Raw genomic sequence first — 21,037 nt, 5'->3', positions numbered from 1 at the left:
CCCTTGCTAGAGCCTGCGATTTATTCATTGGCAAGCTCACACAATTATTCCCCAATTTTCAAACTTCGAGTCTCTTTACTGAATAAGTAAACCGCTCAATAGGTATACAGTCATGACTACATCACGCGTTCATATTACTCCACACATGCACTGGGATCGTGAATGGTATTTCACTACTGAAGAGTCACGTATTCTTCTCATCAATAACATGGAAGAAATCATGCAGCGTCTAGAAAACGACCCTGCATACAAATACTACGTTCTTGATGGTCAAACAGCCGTTCTGGAAGACTACTTTGCCATCAAACCAGAAAACAAAGAACGTGTGAAAGCATTGGCTCAAGCGGGCAAGTTGATTGTTGGCCCTTGGTACTCACAAACCGACACCATGCAAGTATCGGGTGAATCGATTGTGCGTAATATGCTTTACGGTATTCGTGACTGCCTAGAATTGGGCGAAGCGATGAAGATTGGTTACTTGCCTGACTCGTTCTCTATGAGCTCGCAACTGCCTATGATTTATAACGGTTTTGGCATTGATCGTGCGATGTTCTGGCGCGGCTGTTCTGAGCGTCACGGCACGGACAAAACGGAATTTATTTGGCAATCAAACGATGGCAGTGAAGTCACTGCGCAAGTATTACCATTAGGTTATGCAATTGGTAAGTACTTACCGCAAGATGAAAAAGGCTTGCGTGATCGTTTAGACAAATACTTCCCAGTGCTAGAAAAACCATCGGTAACCAAAGATATCTTGCTACCGAATGGCCACGATCAAATGCCAATTCAAAATGACATTTTTGAAGTGATGGACAAGCTGCGTGAAATCTACCCAGAATGCGAGTTTGTGATGAGCCGTTACGAAGAGGTGTTTGAACGTATTGAAGCATTGCGCGACCAACTTGATACGGTGAAAGGTGAGTTTAACGATGGCAAATATATGCGCGTTCACCGCACCATCTCTTCAACGCGTATGGACATCAAACTGATCCACGCGGAAGTGGAAAACAAGATTGTTAACATTCTTGAGCCGCTCGCGTCTATCGCATGGAGCTTAGGCTTTGAATACCACCACGGCCTGATCGAGAAAATGTGGAAAGAGAGCATGAAGAACCACGCTCATGACTCGATTGGCTGCTGCTGTTCAGACAAAGTCCATGCTGAGATCTTAAACCGTTACATCCTTGCTGATGACATGGCGACTAACCTTATCAACTTCTACAAACGTAAGATTGTTGATCACATGCCAGCACGTGAAGGTTGTGACAAGCTGGCACTATTTAACCTATCGCCATATGCACGTGAAGAGGTGATCAACACTACGATTACAATTCGTGCTAACGACTTCAATCTATTTGATGACAACGGCAATGCGATTGAGTACTTCATCCAAGACCAACGCGTGATTGACCCTGGTAAGATTGACCGCCAAATCGTGCACTACGGTAACTACGACCCGTTCATCGAATATGACATTCAGTTTAAGCACACCGTACCGGCAATGGGCTTTACTACCCTGCACATTGAAGCAAACAGTAAAGGGACTCAAAAAATCGCTGAGCAAGGTGAAGATGTTCTAGAGAACGACTTCTACCGCATCAATGTGAACGCCAACGGCACACTGACGATTTTCGATAAAGAGACGCTACACACATACGACCAAGCGCTGCGCATCGAAGATGGTTCAGACGATGGCGATGAATACGACTACTCACCATCACGTCAAGAGTGGTTGCTGTATTCCGATGAGTTCCAAGCGCACACCGAAATTAAACACGAAGGCTTCCAGTCAGTAGCAAACATCAAGCTACGCATGGCGGTGCCAGCGAACCTGCTAGAGCGTGAAGAGCGCACCGGGCAAAATGGCTTCCTCGATGTGGATTGCCAAGTGGTTCTAAAACAAGGCAGCCGCCGCATTGAAGTGCGAATGGAGCTGGATAACCAAGCCGATGATCACCGTGTACGCGTGCTTATTCCAACGCCATTTGTGTCTGAAACCGTGGTCGCGGATAACCAATTTGGTTTGATCACTCGCCCAACTAACGATCCTGCGATGGAAGTTTGGGAACAAGAAGGTTGGAAAGAAGCGCCAGTACCGGTTTACCAGCTGATGAACTTTGCGGCAGTTGAAAACAGTGCCGGTGGTATGGCGCTGATGACCAACGGTCTGCGTGAGTTTGAGATCATCTCGAGCAAGGATAATGAAGAACGCGACATGTTTGCTCTAACCTTGCTGCGCGGTGTCGGCACGCTAGGTAAAGAAGAGCTGCTGCTGCGTCCGGGACGTCCTTCAGGTATTAAGATCCCAACGCCAGATTCGCAAACTCGCGGCAAGATTGTTTGCCAATTTAGTTTGTTCGGTTACCAAGGTGATCACATCAGCGCGAACATTATGGCTGAATCGCGTGACAACGTCACTCCAATTCAGTGCTACAACAAGATCCCGTACAACGCGATGAAGCTCAATGTGGGTGAACAAAACAAACCACTGACTTACAGCTTGCTAGAAAAAGAACAACGTGGCGCGGTACTAAGCGTATTGAAGAAAGCGGAGGATGAGCAAGGTCTTGTTATCCGTGTCTACAACCCAGCTGAAGTGGGTGAGGTAGAAGATGCCGTTCGCTTTACTAAAGCAATCAGTGCATGGCAAGAAGTGAGCTTAGACGAGAAACCACTAACGGAATCTCAAATTGAGACTCGCTTTGGTTCGTTGAAGCCATGTCAGGCGAAATCATTCCTAGTGACATTCTAAGTTACCAACGGCTTCGCACATCGCCTTATTGATGTGCGAGCCTTTTTTGCTCGCATAGCACCATATCCCACTATAAAACCAACAGGGTGACACAAGATGAAAATTGTTATCGCACCAGACTCATTCAAAGAATCGCTCAGCGCCATGCAAGTGTGCCAAGCGATTGAAAATGGCTTTAAAGAAGCATTCCCTAACGCCAGTTACCACCATTTACCTCTTGCTGATGGCGGTGAAGGAACGGTTGATGTTCTGATGCAAGGCTTATCTGGGGAACGTCAATCTTCCTTAGTTGAAGGCCCACTGGGTGACAAAGTGAATGCTCAATGGGCGCTGCTTGATGAGGGAAAAACCGCCCTGATTGAAATCGCCGCTGCTTCAGGGCTTGATCTTACGCAGCTGAATGAACGCAATCCTTTAATTACATCAACTTATGGTACCGGTGAGTTGATCAAACTGGCATTGGATGCTGGCGTTGACAAAATTCTGTTGGGGTTAGGCGGCAGTGCAACCAATGATGCCGGTGCGGGTATCGTGCAGGCTTTGGGCGGTAAATTGCTTGATTCTGCGGGTAACGAGCTGGCTAAAGGTGGAGCGGTACTTGAACAGATCGCATCGATTGACCTCGACCATATCCATCCTCGTTGTAGATCGATTGAGGCGATTGTGGCGTGTGATGTTTCTAATCCATTGTGTGGTGAGATGGGCGCAAGTGAAGTCTTTGGCCCACAAAAAGGAGCATCACCGCAGATGGTGGCGCAACTAGACCGAGCACTTAATCAATTTGCCATGATTGCCGCACCCTACAATGGCATGAATCATCAAAATAGTCCGGGATTTGGCGCTGCAGGCGGCACTCCTCTGGGACTGTCGCTGTTATTTGATATGCATCTGCAATCTGGCATTGAAATGGTATTGGACGTACTCAAGGCGGACCAATTACTTGATGGCGCGGATCTGGTGATTACCGGTGAAGGGCAGATGGACAATCAAACCCTGCAAGGTAAAACGCCATTTGGTATCGCTAAGCGTGCCAATGCGCGTGGCATTGCTGTAATTGGGGTTGCCGGATCGTTGGGGCAAGACGTTGAAGCTCTCTATGAACGTATGGATGCACTATTTGGCACGGTTCGTTCACCACAAGCTCTGCCGCAAGTACTGAGTGAAGCGGAAAGTAATCTTACTCGTACCGCTCGTAATATCGCCGCCACGCTGTGTTTAGGCCGCAAGTTAGCTGCAAGAGAGTCAAATCATGAGTAAAGCCGTATTTAAACTCGATAACGTGATCCAAAATTATATTTGGGGTAGCCAAACCGCGATCAATGAACTGTTTGGTATTGGTAATCCGGATAACCAACCGCAAGCGGAGATCTGGATGGGTGCTCACCCTAACGGCTGCTCCAAGGTGGCAGAGAGTGGCATGCTACTGTCTGATTTCATTGCGCAAGACCCGGTAGGAGTATTGGGTGATTACACGGTTGAACGCTTTGGTGATTTACCGTATTTGTTTAAGGTGCTTGCCGCCGATAAACCGCTTTCGGTACAGGTACATCCAAGCCGTAGTAAAGCGATTGAAGGCTACCAGAAAGAAAATTCGCAAGGCATTGAGTTAGCGGCGGGCAATCGCAATTACAAAGACGCCAACCATAAGCCAGAACTGGTGTATGCGTTGACCTTCTATAAAGCCATGAATGGTTTTCGTCCTATTGCTGATATCGTTTCGTTATTTAATCAAGCTGGGGTTGAAACCTTACGTAGTGAAATTGATGCGCTAGCGGACAGACCAAGCGCTAAAGGTTTACAGGCTTTCTTCTCTGTGGTGATGAATCTTGCTGGTGAGCGTAAAAGCGCGGCGCTGGCTGAACTGCATCAAGCCATCAATCGCACAGCGAAAACCAGTATGGCGCGTGAGGCCTTGGCGTTGATTGCCGAGTTTAGTCAAGAGTATGCTGACGATATCGGCTTATTCTCCCCGTTAATGTTGAATGTGGTGGAGCTTGAGCCTGGTGAAGCGATGTTCCTGCATGCAGAAACGCCACATGCCTATGTTAAAGGTATTGGGCTAGAAATAATGGCCAATTCCGACAATGTGTTGCGTGCTGGCCTGACACCTAAGCATATGGATGTTGCGGAGCTTATCGACAATACTCAGTTTGTCTCGATCGATCCGCAGTACATTAAGCTGACGCCTTACCAAATGGAAAACAAGATTGGCTACCCAATTCCAGTCGATGACTTTGGCTTTGAAGTGCTTAAAGCTGAGAGCGTCGAACAGTCGCAATACGTACGTGGCGCTGAAATTCTATTTTGCGTAGAAGGCATGGTAACGATACGAGGGCGTGAAGAACTGGTTACGCTAAAAGCGGGCGAATCGGTGTTTGTTTGCAGTAATGCCAAAGTTTATCACTATCAAGGTGCGGGGACTCTGGCTCGTGCATTTAATTAGTGACACCACGCTTATGTCTATGCATTAACTCGCGTTCCCCCTCACGCCAGCCAATGCCTGAAATAATGAAGCCCGCGAGTTTGCGGGCTTCATTATTTATGGTCACAGTGAATAATGGCTGCGGTCATCAACGAAAATTCCTTGTGCTGTATACAAATCATTCACACTAGTCAGAGTAAGATCGCCGTACGACAAATATTACGGAGATAATATTATGAATATCTTTGCTAGGTGGTTGGTAATAAGTACATGTATTTTCGGTTCAGGTCGAGCTCTCGCGGTCGATTTGATTGGTCACGCGACGGCAGAACAGTTCCAAAATGTGGTCGCTCAAGTGAGTGGTGTGGTGGAAAGCCCGCCTTTACAAATTGGTGAACAGGTCACACAGGGCCAATCGCTATTGCAGATTGATGATAGTGATTTTGCACTTGATGTCCGTACTGCAAAAGCGCATCTGGTATTGGCGAAAGCCGAGTTAACCATTAAAAACAGTGCCTATATGCGCTACACCGCATTGTTAAAGAAAAATAGCCTATCGCAGCATGAATTAGACATCGCCCTCGCTGAATTGCAAACGGCGCGCGCAAATGTGCAGCTAGCCCAAATTGATTTGGAGAAAGCTCAAGATGCGCTGCAACACACGCGCATCAATGCTGATATTAGTGGCTATATTGTCAATCGTCAGATCGAGCAAGGTTCTTGGGTAGAAAAGGGCACGTTGATATACAGCGTCGCTAGTGTGGATCAGTTAATCGTTCGTTTTCTTGCGAGTGAATATGATTTGCATAATATCGCGATAGGTCAGGAGATCACGTTGTGGTGTGAAGCGCTCCCTGGTAGCAAAATTACCGCCAAGATAAAACGTATCGGTATTAATCTTGATGAAAACTTGATGGCTTATCCAGTTGAGGTCGAAATCGACAATCACAATGGTGCAATCAAGCCGGGTATGTCGCTGCATGCTACAGTGCAGACTAAGGAGTAATGTATGAAAAGTATCATTCAATACTTCGCTGCTAGGGGATTTCTCGCGCGAGTGATCACCATGATGGTGTTTGCGGTTGGTCTTGCCTCATTGAGCATCATCAAGATGCAAGAATACCCTGAGATTGCTTTTCCTGAAGTAGAAATTATCACCCATTATCCTGGGGCATCCCCGCAAGATATTGAACTCAATATCACCAATAAAATTGAAAAAGAGCTGCGTGGTGTGCAGAACATCAGTGAGATGGTCTCTGAATCAACAGAAGGCGCATCATTGATTTTGTTGGAGTTGGCCGAAGGTGCTGACATTGCTGATGTTGTACGCAAGATTCAGCAGGCGGTTGACCGCGTGAGTGGCCTACCGAAAGACATTTCTGATCCCCCTTTGGTGATGCAAGAAAGCACCTCCTCTTTTGAAGTACTACGTTTTGGCGTGACGACAACCGGCAGCTACGCGGAATTGCAACAATACTCTCGCCAGTTGGAAAAACGTATTCGCGCCATTCCGGGCATTGGTAGCGCGACAATGTCGGGATTTCGTGAGCGTGAATTTTGGGTAGAGGTCGATCCAAATAAAGCGAGGCGTTATCACGTTACCATTAATGACGTATTACAGACTATCGCCAGCCGAAATCTGTCGTTATCTGGCGGCGTCGTTGAATCATGGAAGTCAGAACACCGTCTCGTTACCTTAACGCAAGTCACGAGTGTACAGCAGTTAGAAGAAACCGTGTTACGAGTGCTACCTGATGGTGGATTGGTGCGTGTCGGAGATGTCGCAACCGTCAGTGATGGTTTTGAAAAGGCAACCGAGTTCGGCATGATCAATGATCAAGCGGCGATTCTATTCAATATTACTAAAACGGCGAATGCCGATGTGCGTACAGCCATCAATGCTGTATTAGAGACCTTGGATGCTGAACGTGAAAAGCAGGCGGGGAAATTCGATTTTCATACCTCAATCAACCTTGCCAAAGACATGAGTGAAAAGTTCAACATTGTCGCCACCAACGGAGCGATAGGCTTGGTGTTGGTTCTGGTGATTTTAGGACTGACTCTGCAGCGCCAAGTCGCTTTTTGGGTAGCAGTTTCCATCCCGTTTTGCATTTTTGGCGTCATTGCTTTGATTCCGGGGTTAGGCATGACACTGGATGCGATCACATTAGCGGCGTTGCTACTGGTGATCGGGATTATCGTTGATGATTCAGTGATCGTAGCCGAGAGCATTTATCGAGAGAAAGAACGGGGTGCAGAACCGCTAGATGCAGCAGTCGAAGGGACACTTAAAGTCTATAAACCTGTGCTCGCCAGTTTGACGACGACAGTATTAGTGTTTATTCCCATGTTCTTTATTCCGGGCGAATTTGGTATGCAAATCGCGGTGATCCCATTAACGGTTATTATGGCGCTCACTTTTTCTTGGATTGAATGCACCATTACACTTCCCGCCCACTTAGTGGAGTCGTTTAATAAACCCAAATACAACACTCGTACCATGATTGCTTTTGACGGATTAATTCGTCGTTATCAGCAATGGTTAATGATCGCCGTAAAGCATCGTTTAAAAGTTTTAGCTTGTTCGATAGCGATTATGGTTATGGGAGCCGGATTAGTTTCAACGTTAACGCTCGATTTCTTTCCAACCCAAGCGGCTAAATACATCGAAGTTTATACCGAGGTAAAGCCCGGCACGCCGATGGAGAAAGTACGCCAAGCGCACCAGCAAGTGGAGAAAGTGATTAGCTCTCTGCCAGACGCGGAATTGTTAAGTTATGAAATGACCTATTCCACGCCGGCGAGTATTGGTTTGATTAATTTAACCAATGCGGAAGATCGCACGCGTACCGCCGGAGAGATCGCGGATGATCTGAGTGTGCAGTTGGCCAATATTGTGAGCGTTCCTTTTATTAAATTTACCGTTGATGCGGGTGGTCCTCCGCCGGGAGAACCGGTTGAAGTGCGAGTTATTGGCCAAAATAAGCAGAGTCGTGATGAAGCGGTGATGGTGGTATCGCAATGGCTAGAAAATTATCCTGGCCTGAGCCATGTGACTAATAACGAAGAGCTGAAAGATCAGCAAATTGAAATTGTGCCTCAGTATCAATGGTTATCACGTTATGGATTAACCGTTGAAGATTTGGCAAAAACGCTGCGTATCGCTTTTGATGGTGAGAAGGTTTCAACCACTTGGATTGGCGATGAGGAAGTGGGCTTACGGGTTATCTTGGCAGAAGCATCACGTAATTTGCAGCAACTACGTAATACCAAAATATATACCCCTGATGGTCAACAAGTACCGCTGAGTCGCTTGGCGAAGGTTCAATATACTCAATCGGAGCGCATTATTTTGCACTTTAATGGCGACCGCCAGGTATTGGTGACGGCACAAGTGGATGACAATGGTTTAAGCCCGGATGAAATAACCGACCAACTTTGGCTCGCGGTACAAGGAGAAATCGCCGCCGATGTGATGCTGGATATTGGTGGTGAAGTTGAAGCAACGGAAGAGACCTTTGGCGGCATTGTAGTGGCATTTCCAGCGGCTTTGTTGGGGATTTATTTTGTTTTAGCTATCGTGTTTGGTTCCATGGTTCAGCCATTATTGGTGATTTCTGTGATCCCATTTGCCCTCGTTGCAGCATTGAGTGCGCTCTTTTTCCATATGCAGCCGTTATCGTTGTTTGCTCTGGTGGGGGCATTGGGGATGTGTGGTGTCGTGGTGAACAATGCGCTGGTGTTGATTGTGCGAATTAATGAATTGCGCGCTCAAGGAACCGCGTTAATACAAGCGGTAGTTGAAGCCTCGATGTTGCGTTTAAGGCCGATCGTACTGACTTCGCTTACCACTGTTGTAGGCTTATTACCGCTCGCTTATGGGATTGGCGGGGCGGATGTGTATATGGGACCAATGGCGCTAACACTGGGTTATGGTTTGTTACTCTCACTTCCTGTTGTGCTGTTTGTTGTGCCTTGTCTGTATGTGGTCACGGCAGGACGTAAACATCATCAGTGATTGACAAACATTGGCATTGACCAGATGTTCGCTATCAATAAAGGCAGGGATGATGATCGCTGCCTTTATTTCTTTTTGCTTCCGAATCTCATTCTTAAAATGACAAATCCAATGGGGTGGTATTTAAGTTATTGAAAATTAACGCACTTAAACTTGGTTTGATACTTGCTCTTCGTAGATTGTTGGCGGATTAACGATAACAAAATGAGACTAGGTGATTGCATGGCTGATTCCGTAAAACTTCTCTCTAGCGAACAGACACAAGCGTTTGATACTGAATATGTCGATGACTCGATGTTTGATTTGGTCATCGAGGCTTTAGATAAGTATCAGATCTCTCAAGCCCCCTTCAAATTGATGGATGTGGGCGGTGGTAATGGCAAATATGTCGATAAAGTGCTGAATCATTTTGCTCGCGCGTCGGCGATTTTAGTGGAACCCGAGCCATCTTTGGCGCAAAAAAATCGACCGGATGAACGTAAGCAAGTACTGCAATCGACCTTTCAGAGCTTGGCATTGCCAAATCGATTACAGGCGGTTCAGTTTAATTGGGTTTTGCACCATTTCGTTACCGAAGGTTATCAAAATACTTGTCGTGTACAGCAACAAGCATTGCGTGATGCCTATAAAGTGCTCGCTCCGGGCGGTATTGTGCTGATATTTGAAAATTTCTATGAAGGTGCGCTGATTGAAGATTTACCCAGCCAACTTATCTACCATCTTACCTCGAGCAAAGTGCTGGCGCCGCTCACTGAAAAACTGGGCGCGAACACCGCTGGTGTCGGTGTTTGTTTCCATTCCGCCCGTTTTTGGCGACAGCAGTTAACCCAAGCCGGTTTTGCCAATATCAGCGAGCACCATTGTTACGATTTTAGCGCGCTTTCCCGCCTAAAACGGATCGGTTTAACGTTAGAAAAACAACGGGTAGGTCTATTGGTGGCACAAAAACCACCGTTGCGAGCCTGTTAAGTCAAAATGCGCGAGGTGAGCGGGATTATTAGGCTTTACTCTCAATCGTAAGCTGTTTATATTATCGCCGCCTAACGGGCACACCCTAAAATGCACACCCGCTATCCTGCCATCATTGGTGCATTTATATTGGTGTTGAAGAACCTCCATGCATACGACTCCTCGTCCTTTTTCTCGTTTTACTCGTGAATCGGGTGCTTTGATGCATCTGTCGATTCCTATTATTTTGACTCAAATTGCCACTCAAGCGATGGGCTTTGTCGATACCACAATGGCCGGCCAAGTGAGCCCGGCGGATCTAGCGGCGATAGCACTTGGTGCCAGCCTTTGGATTCCGGTACTGCTGCTGTTACGTGGCGTAATTATGGCGCTCACGCCCGTTGTTGCTTACCATCGTGGCGCGCGTGACTTTGACAGCATCTCAGTGGAATTTTTCCAGATGGTTTGGCTGGCCTTGATCGCCAGTGCCTTGCTTGTTGCTTATCTGGTTAGCGCTCAGTCGATTCTAGAATGGATTGGTGTTGCTTCCGAAATCATCCCAATCGCCAGTGATTACGCTTTCGCTTTAGCCTTTGGCGTACCGGGGATTGCGCTTTTCTATACCCTAAATGGTTTCTGTGAAGGGATGAACAATACCAAAGCCCCGATGATCATTTCGATGATTGGTTTATTGGTTAATATCCCTGTCAACTACGTGCTGATTTATGGCCATTTTGGCTTTCCTGAAATGGGCGCGGTAGGCTGTGGTTGGGCAACCAGTTTGGTTTATTGGCTAATGTCAGGTTTGCTCTATAGCTACATCAAAGCGCATCACCATTACAAAACCATCATTCGTTTTTCCGATGCAAAACCAAGAGCTGCAGCGATGTATCATCTGCTCAAACTTGGCCTGCCGATTGGCATGAACATCGCTATCTGTGGCAGCATTTTTGCCGTTATCGCGCTGCTTATTGGCCGTATTGGTGCGGAAAACGTCGCTGCAGCCCAGATCGCGCTTAACATCTCTAGCATGACCTATGTGATCCCGATGAGTATCTCTTTTGGTATCACTATTCGTGTTGGTTATGCTCTGGGTGAAGGCGATGAACTGGGCGCGATTGATCGCAGTAAAATAGGCATCATTGTTTCAGCTTTAGTGTCACTTATTTCGGTGGCGACGTTCTTGCTGTTCCCTGAATGGATTATTCGCCTCTACACCAATGACCCGGTTATCAGCGCTACGGCGGCAGCGCTACTGGCGATGACTGCGCTGTATCAATTTAGTGATGCGCTACAACTTGGTGCCAATGGTGCGCTGCGCGGTTATAAAGACACCAAAATCCCGATGTTTTTGGCCGTCGCTTCTTATTGGGGGCTAGCTTTGCCACTGGGCGTGGTGTTAGGGCTGACAGATATCATCGTTCCTGCAATGGGCGAGAAGGGTTTCTGGGTAGGCATTCTGACCGGTTTAACCGTGGCCGCTGTGTTGATGCTGTTGCGTTTGCGTTATGTGATTAAAAACCGTACTTTATTGCCGGAAAGTAGCGTCCCAGCTTTATAGAAAATCGAAGAAAATATTCGAGAAAAGCGCGTTATTGTTTTATAGCAGTAACGCGCTTTTTTGATCGGAATGTGTCTGTGATTAGAAACGCAGACCAAGCGCTTTTAACGCCTGCTCACATTGGCTTGAGTTTTCAAACTGAATGCCTGCTATACCAACCGATTCAGCACCGGCGACATTGTAGGGCATATCATCAATAAACACGGTTTCAGAGGCTTCAAGGGCAAACTGCGCCAGCAATGCTTGATAGATTTCAGGCTGTGGTTTTAAAAGGTTCACTTCAGCTGAAACGATCGCGCCGTCAAATAACGGCCAAAATGTGTAGGTTGATTTCAGATGGGAAACGATTTCATGGACGTTATCGGTGAGTGCATACACCCGATAGCCGGCAGATTTTATTCGCTTGATAAGATCCACTGAGCCATAGATAAGTAACTGAGTTTGCTTTACGTAGTAGAACAGGCGTTCGCATTCAAGAGCGGATAATCCCAGCGATTGCTGATACTGGCTTGCCGCTTCGCTCTCTGATATAAGCCCTTTATTGAGTTTTAACCATGTTTCAGATTGGAAAATAGCTCTTGCTTGGTCTTCAAGGCCATCAATATCGCCAAAAGTCAGCCGAGTAATTTCTAGCGGCGCCCATCGGACAACCACATTACCAATGTCGAAAACCACGTTGTTAATCTTGTGAGACGCCATTATTACTCCCTTGTTTTAGCCTTTCGGTATGTTGCATGATGCTGAGTTAAGAGGTTACACCACCTGGCTTTTTGAAATGCAGTTCAACGTCTTTATTTTACAAATTCAATCGGTAAGCACAGTTCTATTTCTCGCCCTGCAACCTGAAAACCGGTGAGTTCAAAGTCACCGCTTCGGGTATTAAATACAAGGTGATTGGTTTCTTACCAATGGCCCATGCAAAGGATCTGGGTATGTAGAGCGAAGTAAACTTGTACTACACGTTTAATCGTCCAACCTTCTAATCTTCCAACAGCGCTCTACCAATCACATCGATGGTCTTCAAAATTTGAATCTGCGACTCGCGGCTGTAGGGCGAAATACCATCCACTTGTTCTTCCAAGTCTAAGTTGGTATTGGCGATCGCCGCTAGTGTCGAGCCAACATGGCTGATCGCCAGAACCTTCAAACCTTTGCGCTTAGCGTTGTGCGCCATCTCCACCACCGCTTGTGTCTCGCCGGATTTACTCACTAATACCACTGTGCCTTTTTCGGCGCGTGCGAGCTGATGGATATCGGTGATCACTAAGTGCGGGATATTGGCGAGCGATAAAAAGCGTGATAGGTAAGTGACACTCACAATGGATGCGCCACGCGAGTAGAGATAGACAACAGGTGACGCGCTCAGTGCCTGCGCCACTTGCGAAATACGCTGTGATTGCGATGCTTCTTCTTCGCCCACTATTGTCTGTTTTTTTAGATCTTGAACCAGCTTGTAGCGCAATTCGGTATAGCTGGCGTAGCCCATTTTCTTACACACGCGATTAACCGAGGTGGTGGTAGTTAAGGCTTTATTGGCAATGGTTTTGGCCGCGATCTCGTGCAACTCACTGGCATGAGTGATGAGGTATTCGTAGATCGCTCGTTCAATGCCTTTGAAGGTGTTCATCGTATGACTTATTTAGAAAATGGCTAGGGCGCTATTAGGCGCGAAAATGCCGCGATTTTCCTTGATGAGGTTCACAAAAGTATCGTCATACATGGCTTGTACCATGAAACAGTATCTTGATACATAGCGGGAAAATATACTGCAGGAGTCAAATAAATATAACGGTGAAAAACCATGGCAAAGAAAAAGATAGTTGCAGTGACCGCTTGCCCTACAGGTATTGCACACACCTTTATGGCTGCGAAGAAGATTCAAAGCTGGGCCGAGAAACACGGCTACGAAGTTAAAGTAGAAACCCAAGGCAGTGACGGGGTAAAAAACAAATTAACTGCGCATGATATTGCCACCGCCGACGGTGTGGTTCTGGCGATCGATGTGCCAATCATGGATATGGAGCGTTTTGATAACACCAATCCTTTAAAAGTGCGCACTCAAGAGTTAATCAAACGCGTTGATGAGCTACTACCAACCGTATTTGGTCGTGGTAAAGAGAAGAGCGAAGGCGGCGTAGAAGTCGAAGAAGAGAAACGCTCTGCTTATCAAGTGGCGATTGGTCATATCATGACAGGTATTAGCTACATGCTGCCAGTGGTGGTATTGGGCGGCTTGTTGATGGCGGTGGCGAAGATTACCGGTGAGTTTATTGATATCTCCGGCACGCCAATTCAAACCCTAGATAAGCTTGGTTTCATGACCATCAAGTTTATGTACCCAATTTTCGCGGCGTACCTAGCTTATTCAATTGCCGGTAAACCAGCGCTGATCCCGGCCTTTATTGGCGGCATCATGAGTGATGAAGTGTACAAACGCTTCTTTGATCTTGAAGGCTGGGCTCCATCGGGCTTCTTTGGTGCGATCGCGATTGGTTTCTTGGTCGGTTACTTAGTACGTTACCTTAACGATACCATCAAGGTGAAAACCGAGCTAACCACGCTAAAAACCATGCTGCTTGTCCCAGCGATTACCGGTGTGGTGATGGTGTTGACCATGGAATACGCCATCAACCCATTCTTTGGTGCCTTGAACATTGCAATGATTGAATTGTTCACCCAAGCGGGTGATGCAGGTCGCGGTATCTACTCAATGGTTATCGCAGCAGGTACGGCGTTTGACTTGGGTGGTCCAATCAATAAAGCCGCAGGTTCAGTTGCGCTTGGCTTAAACGGCATGGGTGAAGGTTTTGACTTGCTGGCTCGTGAACTTGGTATTGTTATTCCGCCAATCGGTGTAGGTATTGCGGCGCTGCTTGATGGCAAGTTCCGCAAACCGGTGTTCTCAAATGAAGAGCGCACTGTGGGTAAAACGTCACTAATGCTGGGTATGATCGGTATTTCTGAAGGTGCCATTCCATTCATTCTAAAGAACCCAAAAATGATCCCAATCATGATGCTTGGTGCCATCCTTGGTACCCAAGTAGGTGTGCTGCTTAATGTATGGCAAAGCCTACCACTACCAGCAGTTTGGGGTTGGTTCCTATCATCAGATCCGGTTAGCTACATCATATCCGTGGCTATAGGTTCAGGCTTTATCGCTATTGCACTACTGCTGTGCACTAAGCCTGATAACGCAAACGCATAACACGTCACTCGGGGCGAGGTGCTCGCCCCATCATTCGAATTGCTCACAGGCCACGCCTTAGAGCAACAAGCAATACCAAGTAGAAGAGATATTCCTATGGCGAAAGTACATGTCATTCCGCACACTCACTGGGATCGTGAGTGGTATTTTACCCAGCAAGACAGTGACGTGCTTGCCACTTACAATTTCACGAAGGTTATTGAAACGCTAGAAAATCAAGCCAGCTACAGTTGCTACCATCTTGATGGCCAATCTTCAATTGTGGAAGACTATCTGAAAGTGTTGCCGCATATGCGCGAGCGCATGAGCAAACTCATCCGCGATAAGAAGCTGTTTGTCGGCCCTTGGTACACGCAGACGGATACTTACAACGTTGGTGCGGAATCGATCATCCGTAACCTAAAATACGGCATGCACATCGCGCAAGAGATGGGTCACAGCATGACCGTTGGTTATCTGCCGGATACCTTTGGTCATAACGCGCAAATGCCAACGTTATTCAAAGGTATGGGGATTGATAACATCGTTTTCTGGCGTGGTATCGATTACGATCAGCAAGTGCAAAAATCGCATTTCCACTGGCAGTCAGCAGGCGATGACACCATTTATGCCTATAACCTAGTGCATGGTTATGGCGCGGCGAAAAACATTGTGCCGGACGCCGATCATCTCGACAAAAAAATCTTCCCGATGATCGAGAAAATCAAAGCTCTATCTGGCTTAGATGAAGTGCTGATTCCATCGGGCGGCGACCAAGTGAACATCGACCCGAACTTGCCTGCAACGCTTGCTGCGGCAACAGAGCGATCGCCTGCGAAAGATATTTATACCATCTCGTCGATGGAGAATTTCGTTAACTATCTACGCCATAACAGCGAAGAATTTGAAACCTACCGTGGTGAATTTAAAGCGCCGCGCTATACCCGTATTCATAAAACCATTGGCTCAGTACGCTACGACATCAAAAAGCTCAACTTTGAAATTGAGCAGTTTTTAGTCAAGAAGCTAGAAGTGGTGATTGCGATTGCCAAAGCGCAAGGCATGACGGTGCACACTGAACTGGTAGATATGGCGTGGAAGAAGATCCTAGAATGCCATGCGCATGACAGCATGGGCGGCTGTAATAGCGACGCAACCAATGCCGATATCATGCATCGCCTTAAACAAGCGGAAGAGATCTGTCATGGCCTGTATAACTTGGTGGTGAAAGAGATTGCCGCCAATGCTTGCCAAGACAATGACGTGATGATCTTCAACTCTCGCCCAGCGCCTTATTCAGGCGTGGTGAAAGTGGTCGCTTTCTCTCAATTTGAGCACATCGCGCTCAATGATGGCACGCAACCTTTAGACAGCGAAATTGTTAGCCGTGAAACCTTAGACGGTGGCAAAGTGATTGAAGTAACCAAAGACGGTGAGAAAGAAAAAGACGTACCGCCTTACTACCGTTTTGAATTCAACGTCACGGTGGCCGATTTACCCGCGCTGGGCTATCAAGTATTCCAAGTTACCCAAAGCGAAGCAACAAACATTGCTCAAGAGCAATCGGTGAACTTGTCTGCCAGTATTGAAAACCAAACGTTGAAAGTGAACTTTGCAGCAGGGCAACTAACGCTAGAAGACAAGCGTTCTGGCCGTGTTGTGAAGCAGTTATTGAGCTTTGAAGAGCAAGCTGATGATGGCGACTCTTATGATTTTTCACCGCTAGAAGGCGATACGCCGCTAATGTGCCAAGAGATGACTTGCCTGTCAGTGACACAAGGTGTGACAGAGCAGCGCATGTTGCTGCGTGGTGAGTTGGCGGTGCCACTAGATTTAGAGTCGCGTATTGCAGGAGAAAAGGGTGCGCTAGCTAGTTTTGATGTTGTCCTGACTCTCGTTCAAGACGAACAACAATTGCGCGTGGATATTACAACCCTTAACCAAGCATGTGACCACCGCGTGCGAGTGGTGATTAACTCGGACGTGAATAGCCAAGAATCGCTCAGCACTCAGCCGTTTGCTTTGATGACTCGCCCTGTTGCGCCGTCAGTGGAAGGTTGGCGTGAGCGCTTCCGTGAATGCCCAATTGATATTGAAACCACTGAAGGTGCGGTCGCGATTGCTCAGGCAGATAAAGCCATGATCGTTAATGGTCGCGGAATTAAGGAGTTTCAAATTCTTCCTGCCGATATGACGTTCGCGCAAGAGGGCACGAATGCGATTGCTTTAACGCTGTTTAAATCGACGGGCCGCTTAGGTAAAGATGATTTGTTATGGCGTCCGGGCCGTGCATCAGGCATCAACAATACCGTGGTGTATACCCCAGATGCGCAGTTGCAAAAGTCGATGACGTTTAATTTCTCGATTGCGTTGAGTGAAGAGGCGACTCACCAAACGGTACGTCGCTTAGAGCAAGAGTTTTTAGACCAGCCATTTGCTTACCAAAAACAAACGCTGAACAGTTTTGAAAATCGCTTGGAACGTTTCCAAGTACGCTTTGATGCGCGTGAAGCCAGCCAACGCTTTAGTCTGTTTGAACTTGAGCAACCATTGCAACTATCGAGCATTGGTCACTCTTTCTACCAAGATAACGCGGTGATTGTGCGTTTGTATAACGCCACTGATAAAGCGCTGGTGTTGGATACCACAGCCTTTGCACATTTTGCTGAAATAGAGCGTGTTAACCACCGTGAACATACGGTTGAGCAAGAGTGGCAAGTGAAGCCTAACAACAGTATTGATGTTCGCGTTAGCTTTAAAATTTAAGTCGCAGGTTAGGAATAATAAAAATGATTAGAGAACAAATCTATACCAAAGTGGCGGGTCTTTACCCTGCGGTTGATTCGGCTGGAAACGTATCTGAGAACGGCGGTGAAGCGCGAGCAGAATCGATCACCAATGACATTTTAGCGCTGATTGAAAAATGGCGTGGCAAAGCGCCGCAGTACCCACAATGGGTGGATCAAACCACTTCCTATTTGATTACCTACGGTGACAGCTTCAGCCGTCAAGGCGAGCCAACCCTGCAAACCATGAAGTGCTTTGCGGATAAGTATCTAAAAGAGGCCATTAGTAATATCCATATTTTGCCAATGTTCCCATACACCTCAGACGACGGTTTTAGTGTGGTTGATTACCGCAAGGTGGATGAAAACTTGGGTGACTGGGCAGAGCTTAATGCGCTCGCAGAAAACTTTGATTTGATGTACGACTGCGTGATCAACCATATTTCGAAAAGCAGTGATTGGTTCCAAGGCTTTTTAGCTGGCGACGAAGCATATCAAGATTACTTTGTCGTTTCTGACCCTGAGCTTGATTACTCAAGTGTGACACGCCCACGTGCATTGCCTTTGCTGACGCCATTTACCAAAGCCAACGGCGAAACGGCCCATGTGTGGACGACCTTCTCAGACGACCAAATCGACATTAACTTCCACTCACCTAAAGTGTTGCTAGAGAGTATCGATATTCTATTGATGTACGCTGCAAACGGTGGCCGTTCTATTCGTCTTGATGCGATTGGTTTTATCTGGAAAGTGCTCAATACGAGCTGTATCCACCTGCCAGAGGCGCATGAAATCATCAAGCTGTGGCGCATTGTAATGGATGAAGTGATACCGGGTAGCCTGCTGATCACTGAAACCAATGTGCCGCATCCAGAGAACGTTGCTTACTTTGGTCAAGGCGACGAAGCGCACATGGTGTATCAGTTCCCACTGCCACCGTTAACGTTGCATGCGTTCCTATGCCAAGACAGTCAAGTATTGACCGAGTGGGCAAAAGGCTTGACCGCAGAAGCGATGGCATCGTTGGAAGAAGGCCGTAAAACGACCTACTTTAACTTCCTTGCTAGCCATGATGGTATTGGTGTGCGTCCAACTGAAGGCATCCTAACCAATTATGATCGTCAAATGATGTGCGAGCAGGTAGAGCGCAAAGGTGGTCGAGTTAACTACAAGAACAATGGTGACGGGTCGCAATCGCCATACGAGCTAAACATCAACTACCTAAGTGCGATCACCGAGCCAGAAGATGATGCCGAAACCAAGGCGAATAAGTTCTTAGCGGCGCAAGCGATTTTGTTGTCGTTTGTTGGCGTTCCAGCGGTTTATTACCATAGCTTGCTCGGCAGTGAGAACGATGTGCAAGGTATGGTGGAGTCGGGGATTAATCGCCGCATCAACCGTGAAAAATTTGAACTGGAGAGCCTAGAAGCCGAATTGGCAGAATCTGGCTCGCTACGTAACCGAATTTATACCGAGATGGTGCGTCTGCTGGCATTGCGTAAACAACAAAGCGCGTTTGCTCCAACATCTAAGCAGTTAGTACTTGAGTTATCTCCGCAGCTATTTGGTTTACAACGTGGCGAGGGAGATGAGGCGATCCGTTTTGTGGTCAATCTGTCTGCGACAACGCAAGCGGTATCACTGACGGCTGGTGGCCGTGATCTTATCTCTGGTCACGAGTTTGCCGCGCAATTTACTCTAAACCCATATCAATTTGTTTGGCTAGCCAACTAACAGGAGCCGATGATGAAATTAGCACAACTTACCTCTCCAGATTTGATCATGCTTGATGCGGTATTTGACGACCGTTTTGCTGCCATCAATGCACTGACTGACCGAATTGATCAAGCGGGTAAATTGACCAACCGTCAGCAGTTTTTAGATGCGGTATTGCTGCGTGAAGAAGAAGGCCCAACCGCTTTGGGTGAATATCTTGCTGTGCCGCATGGTAAATCGATCGCCGTGACCGAGCCGGTATTTGCCTGTGCGTTGGTTAAAGAGGAGTTGCAATGGCAAGGTCTTGATGGCGATGAGCCCGTCAATATGATCTTCTTGTTGGCTATTCCGCCAGCAGAAGCGGGATCAACCCATATGGCGGTATTGACCACGTTAACTTCTTCTTTGGTTGAAGATGATTTTCGTGAGGCATTACTAAAGGCCAATACCACAGAGGAGGTAATGGCTCTGTTTGGTGCCGGCGAAGAAGAATCAGCACCTGTGGCTAACTTGGAGGAGTGCACTTCAGAGCGAGTCGAACAAGCTGAGCCTGAGCAGCCTGAAATGGCACGAGATATTAGCGCACAAGCGTATCCAATGGTGTTAGGTATTGGTTTGGCATTGTCTGCGATTTTATTCTTATTACTCTAGTTTTTATCGGTTTATCAATTAATGCTGAGGCGATCTCAGCATTAATTGGAATACTACCTGAAAATAGAGCGTTTTTAGCGCAGATTATCTGCCGCTAATAAGTGTGGTATTTCAGCGACGGCTATTCTGGTTGTGTTGGTATGGACCGGGTGGATGGAAAGATTATACGTATCCTCGCCACATGCTATTGGCATAACCCTCTTCCCCTAAGCGTTATCTCGAGTGCTGAAATCATCTCAAACCAATCTATAGAGAACCTCTTCATGAGTCATGCCTTATACAAACTTGATAATGTTATTCAAAACTACATCTGGGGTAGCCAAACAGCGATCACTGAGTTATTTGGTATTGGCAATCCAGATCATCAACCTCAAGCAGAAATTTGGATGGGTGCGCACCCAAATGGTTGCTCAAAAATTGCCAGTAACGGCATGCTACTGTCTGATCTCATCGCGCAAGATCCAGTATCGGTATTAGGCGATTACACCGTTGAACGTTTTGGCGATCTACCGTATTTGTTTAAGGTTTTATCGGCCGATAAACCGTTGTCAGTGCAGGTACATCCAAGCCGCAGTAAAGCTATCCAAGGTTATCAAAAAGAAAACTTGCAAGGTATTGAACTGGCGGCTGGCAATCGTAACTATAAAGACGCTAACCATAAGCCAGAATTGGTTTATGCATTAACCTTCTATAAAGCGATGAACGGCTTTCGACCAATCAATGATATTGTGGCGCTGTTTAATCAAGCCCATATTGAAACATTGCGCAGTGAGATTGATGCCCTGCAAGACAGACCAAGTGCGGCGGGTCTGCGAGCGTTTTTCTCTGTGGTGATGAACTTATCTGGCGAGCAAAAACAGCAAGCGTTGAGTGAGCTACATCAAGCTATTGAGAGTAAAGCGAAAACCAGCAAAGCGCGTGAAGCGTTTGCCTTAATTGCTGAATTTAGCCACGAGTACGCTGATGATATTGGTTTGTTCTCACCGTTAATGCTTAGAA

General features: G+C 47.0%; 14 protein-coding genes. 12 read left to right on the top strand and 2 right to left on the bottom strand.

Features of this window, described 5'->3' with window-relative positions:
* The first annotated feature begins 112 nt into the window (after positions 1–112).
* The 7 genes from mngB to RH85_RS19725 all read left to right on the top strand — a co-directional run bounded on the left by mngB (position 113) and on the right by RH85_RS19725 (position 11,701).
* On the top strand, positions 113–2,752 hold the full coding sequence (gene mngB / locus RH85_RS19755; protein ID WP_006714505.1) for a mannosylglycerate hydrolase: 2,640 nt from the start codon (positions 113–115) through the stop codon (positions 2,750–2,752).
* 96 nt (positions 2,753–2,848) lie between these two features.
* Positions 2,849–4,009, top strand: coding sequence for a glycerate kinase (locus RH85_RS19750; protein WP_006714504.1), 1,161 nt, complete (start codon positions 2,849–2,851; stop codon positions 4,007–4,009).
* Positions 4,002–5,195 carry a mannose-6-phosphate isomerase, class I gene (manA, locus tag RH85_RS19745; RefSeq protein WP_006714503.1) on the top strand — a complete coding sequence of 398 codons (1,194 nt, stop codon included), beginning with the start codon at positions 4,002–4,004 and terminating at the stop codon, positions 5,193–5,195. The genes RH85_RS19750 and manA (RH85_RS19745) overlap by 8 nt, the downstream gene beginning before the upstream one ends.
* Before the next feature lie 214 nt (positions 5,196–5,409).
* Complete coding sequence (locus RH85_RS19740; RefSeq protein ID WP_006714502.1) at positions 5,410–6,180, top strand: efflux RND transporter periplasmic adaptor subunit; 771 nt, start codon at positions 5,410–5,412, stop codon at positions 6,178–6,180.
* A gap of 3 nt (positions 6,181–6,183) precedes the next feature.
* Complete coding sequence (locus tag RH85_RS19735) at positions 6,184–9,192, top strand: efflux RND transporter permease subunit (RefSeq protein ID WP_006714501.1); 3,009 nt, start codon at positions 6,184–6,186, stop codon at positions 9,190–9,192.
* A 222-nt stretch (positions 9,193–9,414) separates the two neighbouring features.
* Positions 9,415–10,161 carry a methyltransferase gene (locus RH85_RS19730; protein ID WP_006714500.1) on the top strand — a complete coding sequence of 249 codons (747 nt, stop codon included), beginning with the start codon at positions 9,415–9,417 and terminating at the stop codon, positions 10,159–10,161.
* Between the two features lie 148 nt (positions 10,162–10,309).
* Positions 10,310–11,701, top strand: a complete 1,392-nt coding sequence (locus RH85_RS19725) for an MATE family efflux transporter (protein WP_006714499.1) — start codon at positions 10,310–10,312, stop codon at positions 11,699–11,701.
* A gap of 81 nt (positions 11,702–11,782) precedes the next feature.
* Here RH85_RS19725 and RH85_RS19720 read toward each other — a convergent pair whose 3' ends face one another.
* Complete coding sequence (locus tag RH85_RS19720) at positions 11,783–12,400, bottom strand: HAD family hydrolase (protein ID WP_006714498.1); 618 nt, start codon at positions 12,398–12,400, stop codon at positions 11,783–11,785.
* A gap of 280 nt (positions 12,401–12,680) precedes the next feature.
* Positions 12,681–13,328: a MurR/RpiR family transcriptional regulator gene (locus RH85_RS19715; protein WP_006714497.1), complete on the bottom strand. Its 648-nt coding sequence runs from the start codon at positions 13,326–13,328 to the stop codon at positions 12,681–12,683.
* Between the two features lie 174 nt (positions 13,329–13,502).
* Between RH85_RS19715 and RH85_RS19710 the strand changes: the two genes are divergently transcribed.
* The 5 genes from RH85_RS19710 to manA (RH85_RS19690) all read left to right on the top strand — a co-directional run.
* On the top strand, positions 13,503–14,906 hold the full coding sequence (locus tag RH85_RS19710; RefSeq protein WP_006714496.1) for a PTS fructose transporter subunit IIC: 1,404 nt from the start codon (positions 13,503–13,505) through the stop codon (positions 14,904–14,906).
* Positions 14,907–15,002: 96 nt separating this feature from the next.
* Complete coding sequence (locus RH85_RS19705; protein ID WP_006714495.1) at positions 15,003–17,651, top strand: glycoside hydrolase family 38 N-terminal domain-containing protein; 2,649 nt, start codon at positions 15,003–15,005, stop codon at positions 17,649–17,651.
* A 23-nt stretch (positions 17,652–17,674) separates the two neighbouring features.
* Positions 17,675–19,405: an alpha-amylase family glycosyl hydrolase gene (locus RH85_RS19700; protein WP_006714494.1), complete on the top strand. Its 1,731-nt coding sequence runs from the start codon at positions 17,675–17,677 to the stop codon at positions 19,403–19,405.
* A gap of 12 nt (positions 19,406–19,417) precedes the next feature.
* The gene (locus tag RH85_RS19695; protein WP_006714493.1) at positions 19,418–20,038 is read left to right on the top strand and encodes a fructose PTS transporter subunit IIA; all 621 of its coding nucleotides are present in this window, start codon (positions 19,418–19,420) and stop codon (positions 20,036–20,038) included.
* Positions 20,039–20,301: 263 nt separating this feature from the next.
* Positions 20,302–21,037, top strand: a 736-nt coding sequence (manA, locus tag RH85_RS19690) for a mannose-6-phosphate isomerase, class I (RefSeq protein ID WP_006714492.1), incomplete at its 3' end; no start/stop codon positions are given.

This window comes from Vibrio ichthyoenteri ATCC 700023 (assembly GCF_000222605.1).
In the GTDB taxonomy this organism is placed as follows: Bacteria; Pseudomonadota; Gammaproteobacteria; order Enterobacterales; family Vibrionaceae; genus Vibrio; species Vibrio ichthyoenteri.
The sequence above is the reverse complement of the archived record's forward strand: the minus strand, read 5'-3'. Positions and strand labels throughout refer to the sequence as shown.

Excerpts from the sequence above, each read along its gene's own strand:
- RH85_RS19750 (WP_006714504.1), top strand. The coding sequence starts at position 2,849 with ATGAAAATTGTTATCGCACCAGACTCATTCAAAGAATCGCTCAGCGCC.
- RH85_RS19705 (WP_006714495.1), top strand. The coding sequence starts at position 15,003 with ATGGCGAAAGTACATGTCATTCCGCACACTCACTGGGATCGTGAGTGG.
- RH85_RS19695 (WP_006714493.1), top strand. The coding sequence starts at position 19,418 with ATGAAATTAGCACAACTTACCTCTCCAGATTTGATCATGCTTGATGCG.
- RH85_RS19700 (WP_006714494.1), top strand. The coding sequence starts at position 17,675 with ATGATTAGAGAACAAATCTATACCAAAGTGGCGGGTCTTTACCCTGCG.
- RH85_RS19715 (WP_006714497.1), bottom strand. The coding sequence starts at position 13,328 with ATGAACACCTTCAAAGGCATTGAACGAGCGATCTACGAATACCTCATC.
- RH85_RS19735 (WP_006714501.1), top strand. The coding sequence starts at position 6,184 with ATGAAAAGTATCATTCAATACTTCGCTGCTAGGGGATTTCTCGCGCGA.
- mngB (WP_006714505.1), top strand. The coding sequence starts at position 113 with ATGACTACATCACGCGTTCATATTACTCCACACATGCACTGGGATCGT.
- manA (WP_006714503.1), top strand. The coding sequence starts at position 4,002 with ATGAGTAAAGCCGTATTTAAACTCGATAACGTGATCCAAAATTATATT.
- RH85_RS19730 (WP_006714500.1), top strand. The coding sequence starts at position 9,415 with ATGGCTGATTCCGTAAAACTTCTCTCTAGCGAACAGACACAAGCGTTT.
- RH85_RS19725 (WP_006714499.1), top strand. The coding sequence starts at position 10,310 with ATGCATACGACTCCTCGTCCTTTTTCTCGTTTTACTCGTGAATCGGGT.
- RH85_RS19710 (WP_006714496.1), top strand. The coding sequence starts at position 13,503 with ATGGCAAAGAAAAAGATAGTTGCAGTGACCGCTTGCCCTACAGGTATT.
- RH85_RS19740 (WP_006714502.1), top strand. The coding sequence starts at position 5,410 with ATGAATATCTTTGCTAGGTGGTTGGTAATAAGTACATGTATTTTCGGT.
- RH85_RS19720 (WP_006714498.1), bottom strand. The coding sequence starts at position 12,400 with ATGGCGTCTCACAAGATTAACAACGTGGTTTTCGACATTGGTAATGTG.